This window comes from Sporosarcina sp. GTC18466 (assembly GCF_055389225.1).
Genome location: NZ_AP044037.1, coordinates 2887949 through 2900000, shown reverse-complemented (window position 1 = coordinate 2900000; position 12052 = coordinate 2887949). Strand labels below are relative to the sequence as shown.

14 protein-coding genes (1 of these 14 only partly in view) are annotated in these 12052 nt (G+C 50.4%); 4 read left to right on the top strand and 10 right to left on the bottom strand.

Going from position 1 to position 12052, the window contains the following annotated elements; translation table 11 throughout:
- Positions 1–441, bottom strand: the 5' portion of a protein-coding gene (locus tag ACZ5FK_RS14350; protein ID WP_464805558.1) for a nucleotidyltransferase-like protein. The gene continues 429 nt to the left of window position 1, outside the view; the window shows 441 of its 870 coding nt (coding positions 1–441); the start codon lies at positions 439–441; the stop codon falls past the left edge of the window.
- Positions 442–617: 176 nt separating this feature from the next.
- Between ACZ5FK_RS14350 and ACZ5FK_RS14345 the strand changes: the two genes are divergently transcribed.
- Positions 618–980: a YgzB family protein gene (locus ACZ5FK_RS14345; RefSeq protein ID WP_464805557.1), complete on the top strand. Its 363-nt coding sequence runs from the start codon at positions 618–620 to the stop codon at positions 978–980.
- 30 nt (positions 981–1010) lie between these two features.
- Here the strand turns inward: ACZ5FK_RS14345 and perR are convergent, their stop codons facing one another.
- The 3 genes from perR to bcp all read right to left on the bottom strand — a co-directional run bounded on the left by perR (position 1011) and on the right by bcp (position 2986).
- The gene (gene perR, locus ACZ5FK_RS14340; protein ID WP_464805556.1) at positions 1011–1454 is read right to left on the bottom strand and encodes a peroxide-responsive transcriptional repressor PerR; all 444 of its coding nucleotides are present in this window, start codon (positions 1452–1454) and stop codon (positions 1011–1013) included.
- A gap of 96 nt (positions 1455–1550) precedes the next feature.
- The gene (locus tag ACZ5FK_RS14335; protein WP_464805555.1) at positions 1551–2495 is read right to left on the bottom strand and encodes a D-2-hydroxyacid dehydrogenase; all 945 of its coding nucleotides are present in this window, start codon (positions 2493–2495) and stop codon (positions 1551–1553) included.
- 11 nt (positions 2496–2506) lie between these two features.
- The gene (gene bcp, locus ACZ5FK_RS14330; protein ID WP_464805554.1) at positions 2507–2986 is read right to left on the bottom strand and encodes a thioredoxin-dependent thiol peroxidase; all 480 of its coding nucleotides are present in this window, start codon (positions 2984–2986) and stop codon (positions 2507–2509) included.
- A gap of 118 nt (positions 2987–3104) precedes the next feature.
- Here bcp and ACZ5FK_RS14325 point away from each other — a divergent pair, with 118 nt between their 5' ends.
- On the top strand, positions 3105–4406 hold the full coding sequence (locus tag ACZ5FK_RS14325; RefSeq protein ID WP_464805553.1) for a glutamate-1-semialdehyde 2,1-aminomutase: 1302 nt from the start codon (positions 3105–3107) through the stop codon (positions 4404–4406).
- 92 nt (positions 4407–4498) lie between these two features.
- On the top strand, positions 4499–5581 hold the full coding sequence (locus ACZ5FK_RS14320) for an FUSC family protein (protein WP_464805552.1): 1083 nt from the start codon (positions 4499–4501) through the stop codon (positions 5579–5581).
- A 37-nt stretch (positions 5582–5618) separates the two neighbouring features.
- Here the strand turns inward: ACZ5FK_RS14320 and ACZ5FK_RS14315 are convergent, their stop codons facing one another.
- From ACZ5FK_RS14315 to mutY, 4 genes are all read right to left on the bottom strand, one after another.
- Positions 5619–7370 (bottom strand): ABC transporter ATP-binding protein, encoded by a 1752-nt coding sequence (locus ACZ5FK_RS14315; protein ID WP_464805551.1) that lies wholly within the window; start codon positions 7368–7370, stop codon positions 5619–5621.
- Positions 7371–7433: 63 nt separating this feature from the next.
- A complete protein-coding gene (gene ntdP / locus ACZ5FK_RS14310) occupies positions 7434–7979 on the bottom strand; it encodes a nucleoside tri-diphosphate phosphatase (RefSeq protein ID WP_464805550.1) in 546 nt (181 codons plus the stop codon).
- 147 nt (positions 7980–8126) lie between these two features.
- On the bottom strand, positions 8127–8537 hold the full coding sequence (locus ACZ5FK_RS14305) for a gamma-type small acid-soluble spore protein (protein WP_464805549.1): 411 nt from the start codon (positions 8535–8537) through the stop codon (positions 8127–8129).
- Between the two features lie 61 nt (positions 8538–8598).
- Positions 8599–9660 (bottom strand): A/G-specific adenine glycosylase, encoded by a 1062-nt coding sequence (mutY, locus tag ACZ5FK_RS14300; RefSeq protein ID WP_464805548.1) that lies wholly within the window; start codon positions 9658–9660, stop codon positions 8599–8601.
- Between the two features lie 92 nt (positions 9661–9752).
- Here mutY and ACZ5FK_RS14295 point away from each other — a divergent pair, with 92 nt between their 5' ends.
- Positions 9753–10736, top strand: coding sequence for a metal-dependent hydrolase (locus ACZ5FK_RS14295; RefSeq protein ID WP_464805547.1), 984 nt, complete (start codon positions 9753–9755; stop codon positions 10734–10736).
- Positions 10737–10889: 153 nt separating this feature from the next.
- On the opposite strand, the gene ACZ5FK_RS14290 is transcribed toward ACZ5FK_RS14295, so the two are convergent.
- On the bottom strand, positions 10890–11222 hold the full coding sequence (locus ACZ5FK_RS14290) for a YfhH family protein (RefSeq protein WP_464805546.1): 333 nt from the start codon (positions 11220–11222) through the stop codon (positions 10890–10892).
- A complete protein-coding gene (recX, locus tag ACZ5FK_RS14285) occupies positions 11212–12030 on the bottom strand; it encodes a recombination regulator RecX (protein WP_464805545.1) in 819 nt (272 codons plus the stop codon). Before recX ends, ACZ5FK_RS14290 begins: the two co-directional genes overlap by 11 nt.
- Positions 12031–12052 lie beyond the last annotated feature (22 nt).

Below are 12052 nucleotides of genomic sequence, written 5' to 3'. Positions count from 1 at the left end.
GTCCATATGATCCTTCTGCTCAAAAAACATCTTGCCTTCCATATAGGAACGGACGAGTTTTGATAATTCGATGCCCATTTTCACTTTTCGTCCGTGGAACGGATATTCCTGCAATTCTTCTTTCAGCCGTTCCACAAACTCATTTCGGTCATAGAGGATCTTGCCGAAAAAGAGCCAGTCCACCACTTTTCTTTTAGTGCCGAGCAGCAGCCATTTGCGCAGCTGTTTTTCACTGATGACATGCATGGCCGCTTTCCCGGCACCATCCGTATAATGTTTTGTATATATAGGCGAGTCCTCATTCGATGTGATGATTAATAGAATCTCGTCAAATGTATCGGTGATCGGATCACTCTCCGCCCTCTTCTCCACAAGGATGACACCTAATGTCTCCGGCGAACTGGCGCGTTCTTGATAGATCGGCCTGAGTATTTGCTCCATCTTTATCCCTCCCGGTATCTTTCATTCGACACCCCTGCTGCAAATTCCTCCATCTTCTTATCAATGAATTCATGTTGCCTAAAAACGCACGAATGCTTGAACTTTAGTGATTCGCGCGTTTTTTATGCTATAGTAGTCTAAGGTAAAGCATTACCCACTTTAGGAGGAACATCGGATTGAAGCCATATAAAAATAAAATCAACCGGATTCGTTCGTTTGCCCTGTCCCTGATCTTTATCGGCGTCATCATCATGTATGCCGGCATCTTCTTCAAGAACCACCAGATCATCATGCTGATTTTCATGGTTCTTGGCGTGCTTGCCATTTTGGGCAGCACCGTTGTCTACGCTTGGATCGGGATGCTGTCGACGCGGGCCGTCCAGATCATCTGCCCGAGCTGCGGCAGAGAGACAAAGATGCTTGGACGCGTGGATATGTGCGGTCACTGCAGGGAGCCATTGACGCTCGACCCTTCACTGGAAGGCAAAGAATTCGACGAGTCATATAACCGTACAAAACATGAAGGACAAGCAAAATAAAAAAGGAACCGGATCACCGGTTCCTTTTTATTATGCTTTCTTTACAGCACTGGCTGCACATTCAGGGCATGTTCCGTATACTTCCAGCCGATGCGAGTTCACCTTGAAGCCGGTTACGTGGGAAGCCAGATGTTCCACTTCTTCCAGTCCAGGGTGATGGAAGTCGACGATCGCTCCGCATTCATCACAGATGATATGGTAATGGTCATGCGTCACGAAGTCAAAACGGCTTGATGCGTCGCCGTACGTCAGTTCCTTCACGAGACCCGCATTGCGGAAAACACGAAGGTTATTATAGACGGTTGCAACACTCATATTCGGAAAGTCATGTTCTAATGCTCTATATATTTCGTCGGCAGTCGGATGTGAATCCGAAGAGATCAGAAATTCCAATATAGCATGCCTTTGCGGCGTGATACGAACACCGCTCTCTTTTAATGTGACCAGCGCGTCCTTCAATGATGATTCAGACATCGCTAACACCCCAATCCGTAAAGATTCTCTCTTTATAATCATTATAAACAGTTTACTGAAAAAGGGTGTCATTTGTCAACTGATGTGCTGATGGGATTAGTATCCGCGCGCAGGATCTACCTGGTTCAAGAGTTCAGGCTCCCCTGCTTTCCACCTTTTCAGATTCTCACTGAAGATTTCAAGAGCACGGGGGACATAGTTGGATGAATGGCTCGAGACGTGAGGGGAAATCGTGACATTATCAAGATTCCACAGCTCACTGGAGGCAGGCAGCGGCTCTTCCTCGAATACATCCAGGACCGCATGCCCGATCTTCCCGTCCTTAAGCGCTCCTGCAATATCCTTCTCCAGGACAAGGTCTCCCCTGCCGAAATTCATGAATACTGCTGTCTCCTTCATCACGTCGAAATGTTCCATGCCAATCAGCCCTTTTGTCTCCTTTGTGCTGGGAAGAACGGCGATGACATAATCCGCTTCTGGCAGGATGCCCTTCAGCTGGTCGAATGAGGTGACTTCATCCATTGAGGAAACCGGCTTGCCGGACCGTGAACATCCGATCGTGTGCACGCCGAACGCCTGCAATAGTCTGCCGATCTCCGAACCGATCGCCCCCGGCCCGAGAATGACAGCTGTCGATCCTGAAAGCTCCTTCGACCGGACCTTCTTTTCCCATTTCTTATTCCGCTGGTTCGCGTAGATGTCGGGCAGCGAACGGGAGAGGGATAGGATATGCGCTAAGACGGACTCAGCCATTGGCGTCTTGTGGATGCCCCGGACATTTGTCATGACGATTCCGCGCTCGGCAATCTTCTCAAGCGGCATCTTTTCGACGCCCGCGGAAGCCACCATCAGCCACTTCAATGATTTGGCCCGGTCCAAGACCCCTTCATCGATGTCTTCCCCGTATGTGATGATAATTTCTGCATCAGCCAGGTCTGCTTGATCGATACCCTGAATCACTCCAAACGTAACGTCCGGAAACTTCTCTTTCAGACCGTTTAATTGTTCATCTTTCAACTTGAATGTGAAGTATGCCTTCAAACGAATTCCCCCTAGTTTTTGGTGATCAGCTGATCGAGATCTGAAAGCACCTCTTCTATATGGCCTTTCACGGACACTTTACGCCATTCTTTGACGACTGTTCCTGTCGGATCGATCAGGAACGTCGACCTTTCAATGCCCATATATTCTTTGCCGAAGTTCTTTTTCAGTTTCCACACGCCATATTTCTCCGCGACCTCATGATTTTCATCAACGAGCAGCGAGAATGGCAATCCCTGTTTTTCAATGAACTTCTCATGAGACGCCTGACTGTCCGGGCTGACTCCCAAAATCACCGCATTCAGATCGCCGAAGCGGCCATGCGCATCCCTGAAATCACAAGCCTGCGTAGTGCAGCCCGGCGTCGCGTCCTTCGGATAAAAGTAGAGGACAACATATTTCTTGCCCGCAAACTGCTTCAGTGAAACGGTCTCCCCTTTTTCATTTGGCAGTTCAAATTCTGGTGCATGCATTCCTGTAAGCGTATCCATTGCCATTCCTCCTTTTCATTTATCGTACCGAAGAGGGCCGTCACTTTCAATTTCTTTGGCGCGGCGGCGTTCTTTCCGTTAAAATGGGTATGCAGTTGAATCGAACGGAGGTAGTAATATGGACAGAAAAAACTCAGAACGGATCTACGCGGAGGCGTGCGAGCATATAGTCGGAGGCGTCAACAGCCCGTCGAGGGGCTACAAAGCAGTAGGCGGCGGGGCACCGACTGTCATGCAGCGTGCAGAAGGCGCATATTTTTGGGATGTCGACGGCAATCAATACATCGACTATCTCGGCGCATACGGGCCGATCATTACAGGCCATGCCCATCCGCATATTACAGAAGCGATCACGCAGGCAGCGAAGACAGGCGTATTGTATGGTACACCTACGCCTCACGAAGTGAAATTCGCAAAGATGTTGAAAGACGCAATTCCCGGCATGGATAAAGTGCGGTTCGTCAACTCGGGAACCGAAGCGGTCATGACAACGATCCGCGTAGCACGCGCCTATACAGACCGCACGAAGATCATGAAATTCGCAGGCTGTTATCACGGCCATTCCGACCTTGTGCTTGTTGCTGCGGGGTCCGGCCCTGCAACGCTTGGCACGCCGGACTCAGCTGGCGTCCCTGTCTCCATCGCAAACGAAGTGATCACCATTCCATTCAATAACCCGGAAGCATACAATGAGGCGATGGATAAATGGGGCGACGAAATTGCATGCGTCCTCGTCGAACCGATTGTCGGCAACTTCGGGATCGTGGAACCGAATGAAGGGTTTCTGAAGACTGTCCATGACATCGCGAAGGAAAAAGGGGCGCTCATCGTCTACGATGAAGTGATCACTGCATTCCGGTTCCATTACGGCGCAGCACAGACGCTCCTCGGCTTTACGCCGGACCTTACCGCTTTCGGAAAAATCATCGGCGGCGGACTCCCAATCGGAGCCTATGGCGGCAAAAAAGAGATTATGGATGAAGTCGCGCCTCTTGGACCTGCCTACCAGGCCGGAACAATGGCGGGCAATCCAGCGTCCATGCTTGCCGGCATCGCATGTCTAGAAGTTCTGAAGGAGCCGGGTGTCTATGAGGAGCTTGACCGTCTAGGTGCGAAGCTTGAAGAGGGGATCCTTGAGGCAGCCCGCGCGAACGGTGTGCCGATCACCATCAACCGGCTCAAAGGCGCGTTCACCATTTATTTCACCGATGAGACGATCGAGAACTATGAGCAGGCGGAGGCGACGGACGGCGAGATGTTCGGGAAGTTCTTCAAATTGATGCTGGAGCGCGGTGTCAACCTGGCCCCTTCCAAATATGAAGCCTGGTTCCTGACAATCGCGCATACGGATGAAGATATCGACCGGACGCTTGATGCCGTCCGAGAGTCCTTCCAAGAACTTTCCAAAACGATCGGCTGACTGCAACATATAGTTGAATATGGGCGTCCGGCATATTAAAGTTAAAGCAAACCAATCTTTCTTTTAAAAATGGAACTAGAAAGGAACATACCATGAAATTAGGTGCCCGCATTTTCAAGACGGGTATAGCCATTGTGTTCGCGTTGTTCATCGCTGAACTTTTGCATTTGCCGAATCCCGTCTTTGCAGGGATTGCCGCCATATTCGCCATACAGCCGTCCATCTACCGCTCCTACCTGACAATCATCGAGCAGATTCAAGGGAACTTGATCGGCGCGGCGGTGGCGGTCCTGTTCGCACTCATATTCGGCCATCAGACGATCGTCATCGGCCTGGCTGCAGTCATCATCATCCTGATCATGCTGAAACTGGGCCTCGAGAAGAACGTATCGCTCGCTCTTGTGACGATGATCGCCATTATGGAGATCAAAGGAGATGCATTCCTGTCGTTCGCATCCCTTCGCCTGCTGACGATCATCATCGGTGTACTCGCCGCCTTCATCGTCAATCTGGTGTTCATGCCGCCGAAGTACGAAACGAAACTGTTTCAGGCGATCCATCAGGCACAGGACGAAATCATCCGCTGGATCCGCCTCGCAGGACGGCAGGCGTCAGAGCATATTGCGACGAAAAAATCGCTTGATAAGTTGAAGGAGCGTTTGACGAATATCGATCAGCTCTACTTGCTTTTCAAAGAGGAGCGGAACTATTTCAAGCGAAGGACCGTCGCGAAAGCGAGGAAACTGGTCATTTATCGGCAGATGATCACAACATCTGAAAGCAGCTATGATGTGCTGAACAGGCTGCACACATTTGAGAATGAACTGATCTCGCTGCCCGAACACTTCCGAATGATGATACAAGAGCGGCTGGATGCGCTGCTCACCTATCATGAACAGGTCCATTTGAAATTTGTCGGCAAATTGAAGTCCGACAAGATCCAGGAGCAGATCGCGAATGAATTCATCCAGCGGCAGGAAGTCATGGAGATCTTTGTGAAGGAAATCGTCATCACGAAGGAAGAAGAGGAATTCTCCGCCTACCATCTGCTGCATATCCTGTCTGCCATCTTGAATTATGAAGAGCAGCTCGAACGCCTTGACCGGCTGATCAGCACAAGCCAAAAGCGGCATGGCTATGAACTTAGCAAAGAAATGCAAAATGAGATCTATTGAAAAAGAGGGGTCCCGCCTGGTTGCGGGATCCCTCTTTTTATAACGCCTGCACTTGGTACAAGTTATAATAAACATCTTTCTTCGCCATCAATTCTTCATGCGTCCCTGCTTCTTTCACGATGCCGTGATCGATGACGAAAATCGTATCTGCATGAGTGATTGTCGAAAGCCTGTGGGCGACGATGAATGTCGTCCTGTCGCTCGCAAGGCGTTCAAGCGACTCCTGGATCAGCGCCTCGCTCTCGAGATCGAGTGCCGATGTCGCCTCGTCCAGGATCAGCAGCGGCGGGTTCTTCAGGAAGACCCGGGCAATCGCGATGCGCTGCTTCTGGCCGCCGGACAGCTTGACGCCGCGCTCGCCGACTTTCGTTTCATACCCTTCCGGCAATGACAGGATGAACTCATGGGCATTCGCCGCTTTCGCTGCTGCGATGACTTCCTCTTCCGTCGCCTCCGGGCTGCCCATCCGGATATTCGCGATCACCGAGTCGCTGAACAGGATATTATCCTGCAGCACGATGCCGATCTGACTGCGCAGCGAATGCAGCTGCACATCCCTGAGATCATTTCCGTCAATCCGGATGGCGCCTTCCGTGACATCATAAAAACGGGGGATCAGGCTGACGATTGTCGATTTGCCGCCGCCGCTCATGCCGACGAGCGCAACCGTCTTGCCCGGCTCAACATTGAAGCTGACATCCTGCAGCACAGCAAGCCCCTCTTCGTCATACGAAAAGCTGACACGGTCGAATTCGACATGCCCTCTGATGGCCGGCATCACCCGGGCATCCGGTTTATCTGTAATATCATACGGTTCCTCCATCAGATCAAAGACACGGTCCATCGAAGCGAATGACTGCGTCAGCGAAGTGGACGCGTTGACAAGGCGGCGGAGCGGATTGTACAGCCGGTCGATATACGCGATGAAGGCGACCATCGTCCCGACGCTCAGATTGCCATGGATGACCTGGTATCCCGCATACCCGATGACAAGCAGCGGAGCGATATCTGTGATTGTATTAACCACGGCGAACGCTTTTGCATTCCATCTCGTATGATCCAGCGCCTTATCGAGAAAATTGCCGTTTGTCTCATTGAAACGTCCTTCTTCCACTTTTTCTAGCGCAAAGCTCTTGATGACGCTGATGCCTGCAACGCGCTCATGTAAATAACTCTGCACATCAGCAAGCGCCTGTGATCGTTTCCGTGTAAGCTCCCGTAGCCTTCCAAAAAAGTGCTTGACGCTATAGGCGTAAAACGGAAATGCCAGCAGCGTCACGATCGTAAGCGGAACATCCATCGTCAGCATGATGATCACCGCGATGACGATCGTTGCAAAATCGAGCCAGACGTTCATCAGCCCGATCATGACGAAGTTTTTCGTCTGCTCGACGTCGTTGATGACCCGTGAGATGACTTCCCCGGCCCTCGTGTTGGAGTAGAATTTCAGGCCAAGCCGCTGCAGGTGCGAATATAAATTTTCACGGATGTCATATAGGATCTTATTGCTTACATACTGAGCAAAATATTGCCGATAATATTCTACTGGCGGACGGATGATGAAGAACAGGAGCACTGTTCCCCCGAGCCAGTAGAACAGCTGCCTCGTCTGTTCCGCTTGTGTGATGTCCGGATCTGTTGAGCCGATAATATCATCGATGACGATTTTGATCAGCAAAGGAATGAAAAGCGGAATTGCGAATTTGACGATCCCGATCAGTACCGTCCAGATGATCTGCCATGTATATGGCTTGACGAATTTCATATATCGTTTAATGCTTTCTCCCATCGGCTGCACTCCTTCCGCCTGAACAAAAAGCCTGCCTATGCACGCATGGTGCCGGCAGGCCGTTCAATCTGTTTCCTTCATCTGTCTGTAAAAATCATAACGGGATGTCCATACGTCGATGAAATCGGGCGCGAACGGTCCTTTCCGCTGCTTCACCCATGACAGCAGCTTATCGAGATTCCGGTGCAGGATCTGATCGATGACATCGGGATAATTCATCTTTTTCCGGTGGTCTTCATATTCGTCCTCGTCCAGAATGATATAGCTCATATCCGGAAACACTTTCACGTCCAGGTCATAGTCGATATACTTGAGCGCCGCATGGTCATAGACGAACGGCGAGCTCATATTCACGTAGTAATAGACCCCGTCCTCGCGAAGCATGCAGATGATGTTGAACCAATGCTCCGCATGGAAATAACAGATGGATGGCTCCCGCGTCAGCCATGTCCTTCCATCCGCCTCCGTCACGAGAGTCCGTTCATTCGCGCCGATGACAATATTGCGCGTCCCTTTTAAAACCATCGTCTCCTGCCAGACCCGGTGGATGGAACCATCATGCTTGTAGCTATGTACTTGTATTATTTCCCCTTCTTTTGGAATCGCCATATTATCTCCACCTTCAGCCGCCGGAACCAATGGAACCGTTTACTATCTTCCCATTATATCAACTGCCAAAACAAATTTGAACAAATCCGCATACGAAAAAACCGGCGGGAACAATATGCCCCCGCCGGCCTGGTGATGTCCATCCAATTATTTCGACTGGTACCCCTGAGATCCTGAAGCTTTTTGCTTCTTCATCTCTGATTGCCGGTTCTGTTCCTTCACGTGATTTACATCCGTTTCGGAGCCGAATTCATTTGCCATGTTCGAGTACTGTCCTTGCCCTCCGCTTGCGGATTGCGCATTCTGTGCTTTCACATGGTTTACATCCGTTTCAGAACCGAACTCAGCTTCCATATTCGAGAATTGGCCTTGTGCGTTCATTGCTGAACGACGGTTCTGCTCTCTTACATGGTTCACGTCTGTTTCAGAACCAAACTCAGTACCCATTGCGGAATACTGTCCTTGGTTCTGACCGCCCATTGCGGAACGTGCGTTTTGCTCCTTCACATGATTTACATCTGTCTGGGCAAACTTTTTGCTGAATGGATTTTTTGTCATTGGACTTCCACCTCCGACCTTATGATGGGCAGCCTGCATGCTTTTTATGCGAAGGAAATTTTTAGTAATCCTCCTGTACTTGATTCCATATTTTTTGCACCGGGACAGGTTTCGGCAGAGCAGCAACTTCTTCCGTTGTGAACCAGTCAGACCGTTCCGGAAGCTTTTCCATTTTCCGGATCATGCCGGCAATTACTTTCAAGTCCCATGTCAAGTGCGAAAACACATGGGTCAGCGGTTCAAGTTGCGAGACATCACTTATTTCCGCTTCATACATCTTCTCAAAAAGAGGAACCGGCAATTCGGCATTCGACAAATCGACAAGCGGAAACTCCCACATATTCGCAAGCAGCCCTTTTTCGGGGCGTTTCGTCATCAGCCAGCGGCCTTCGCTGTCTCTCAGTGCGAAGGCCGCGAGCGGCATGATCTTCATTTTCATCTTTTTCGTCTTGACCGGCAGTTCCTCTTGCCGACCCTCATGATAGGCGGAGCAAAATTCACGGACAGGGCAGAGCAGGCATCTTGGCCGCGGCGTACAAATCGTTGCACCGAGTTCCATCAGTCCTTGATTGAACGCGGAAGGATCGTTTTCATCAATAATATCCATGACCGCACCCTCAAAAATTTTCCGTGTTTTCGGCACCGCGATATCCTCTTCGATCAGTAGGAGCCTTGAAAGCACACGCATGACATTTCCGTCGACCGCATGCTCAGGAATGCCGAATGCGATGCTGAGGATCGCCCCTGCCGTATATGGGCCGATGCCTCGAAGTGAGGAGATCTCCTTCCGGCTGCGCGGCACTTCGCCTCCATACGATTCGACAACTTCCCGGACGCCAAGCTGCAAATTCCGCACCCGTGAATAATACCCAAGACCTTCCCATTGTTTCAGCAGTTCTTCTTCCTCGGCATAGGCAAGAGCTTCAGGCACCGGAAACTTTTCCGTGAACCGTTCATAATAAGGGATGACCGTTTCGACCCGCGTTTGCTGAAGCATCACTTCGGATATCCAAATATAGTACGGATTCGATGTCCTGCGCCATGGCAGATCCCTTTTTTCCCGGTAATACCATGTGATGAGCGCATTCCTGAATTGTTGTTTGTGATCAAGTAGTGAAATCATACGGCCTCCTGTTCGAATTACTTTTCGTATCATTCAAAATGGGTATATAATTAGTATGAAACCTGCGCTTTGCAGGCGGAAGGAGTGATGATTTGGATACAGGAACTCATGTCGTCATGAGCGCGGCCCTCTGCGGCATCGCACTGGCGGATCCTGCTATTTCCTCGGATACCGTGACAATGTCCGCCGCATTTGTCGGAATTGCCGCCGGTTCCCTCGTCCCAGACATCGATACTGTTCTGAAACTGCGGAACAACGCGGTTTATATACGAAACCATAGAGGGATCACACACTCGGTCCCCGCGGTCCTTCTCTGGCCGCTTGTCATATCAGTGCTTCTTTCATTCATATTGCCGGAAGCGAACTATATCCATGTATGGGCATGGACTTTCCTGGCTGTGTTCCTGCATGTGTTTGTTGATATATTCAACTCGTACGGCACCCAGGCGCTGCGTCCATTTTCAAACAAATGGGTCGCGATCGGCGTCATCAACACCTTCGACCCGATCATCTTCGGCCTGCATGTTGTCGCGATTCTGGCGTGGGTGCTGGGAGCAAATCCGGTATTCACTTTCATCGTGCTTTACGTCGTCCTGTTCCTCTACTATTTGCTGAGGTTCGCAGTGAAGGCCGCCGTCAAAAAAGCGGTGCAGAACACGGTGCCGGATGCGACGGATATATTCATCGCACCGACGATGGCGTTCTTCCAGTGGAGGGTCGCCGCATCGAACGAGCATTGCCATTATGTCGGACGCGCCTACAAGCGCTCCGTCAATATCTATGATAAATTCGAGCGCAAACCAATGCCGAAATCTCCCTATATCGACGCCGCGATGGAAGATCCGAACGTGAAGGCGTTCGTCTCGTTTTCCCCCATTTACAGATGGGCGATTTCCTACCATGGCGATCTTGTCGAAGTGCGGCTCATCGACCTTAGGTACCGGAGCAAGGGCTACTATCCTTTCGTTGCCGTCGCCCATATCGATGAGGATCTGAATGTCGTCAATTCATACACAGGCTGGATCTTTTCTGAAGATAAGCTGCGCAAGAAATTGAAGTTTGTCCCCAATTCTTAAGTAATACTGCACATGAACAATCGCCAGGATAGCTCCTGACGATTGTTTTTCATGTGTCTTCAAAAGGAAACCTGACAGAAGTCCGCGGGGAAAACATGTCCGCAATTGCCTGTTTCTGCGGTTCCACGTGGAAATAGCCTTGTCCTTTCGACATCATTTGCCAGATTTCAACGGTTTCAGCATTGCGATCGGCAATGCTTCTGCGGCAAGTTCCCCTCCGAGCCGATATCCCCAGGCGAACCGCCCCTTCAAATAATCGACTTTGAAGAAGACGCCCTCGTCCCCTTCAATCCGGTATACCTCCCCTGGCACAATCGTGCTTGGATCGACAAGATAGGACTGAGCCATCGTCGCTTTTCGCTGATAGACTGCATATTCATTAATGATGCCGAGCTGCTCCGCCTTGCGCGCCTTCTCCATCAAGTTCGCGATTTCCTGCCGGAGCTCATGCTCGGACATCTCACCGTAGTTCTTCTTATTCTCCATGTTCTTCAAGCTCCTTCATTTCGATGAACCTGTTGATCCTGTCCATCGGAATCCCTTTCTGGTACATCGCCTGTTTCACCCGGTTCACCCGTTCATAGCCGGAATGCTTAGCCGAATACCTGCGCCATGCCTTCTCGCCGATCGATTCGGTCATCCGGTCCCATTCATCATCCGCAACCTCGACTTCTAGTGAATCGATCACGTCATTGACAATGCCATAGGAAAACCCTTTCCGCAATAAGGCGTTCTGGATCTTCTGCTTCAATTTAGCGGGCGGGTCATTCGTATTGCTGCGGACCGCCTTTTCTGCCAGTTTCGCAGCCCGGCTCCGCTGCTCATCCTCGGAATACATCTCAATTGTCTTCTCTTGCAATTCTTTTGTAATCCCCTTTTTCCTGAGTTCCTGCTGGATCGCTTTCGGCCCTTTGTTCGACGTGTTCTTCTGCGTCTCGAGCAGCGCCTTGGAGAACGCTTCGTCATTCAGAAACCCAAGTCGTCTCAATTTCACAATCGCTTCCATGATGACCGCTTCACCAAATTCTTTTGCGGCAAGCTTCTCTTTCACTTCCGCTTCACTCCGCATGCGGAACGCCAGATAATGGAGGGCTTTATTGAACGCCTTTTCAATCTGGTCCTCGTACTCAATCTCACCAAGCGCCCATTCATCCAACGGCATCCCTTTCGTAAGGCCGAACTTCACAAGTACAGTTTCATGGACGCTGAATGAATATGTCCCGTCTATGAAAATATTGTAACGCTCGCTATCGCGTTTCTGTTGTGTTATTTTCGTTATAACAGACAAGTACACTACCTCCCCTGCCTTTTAAGTA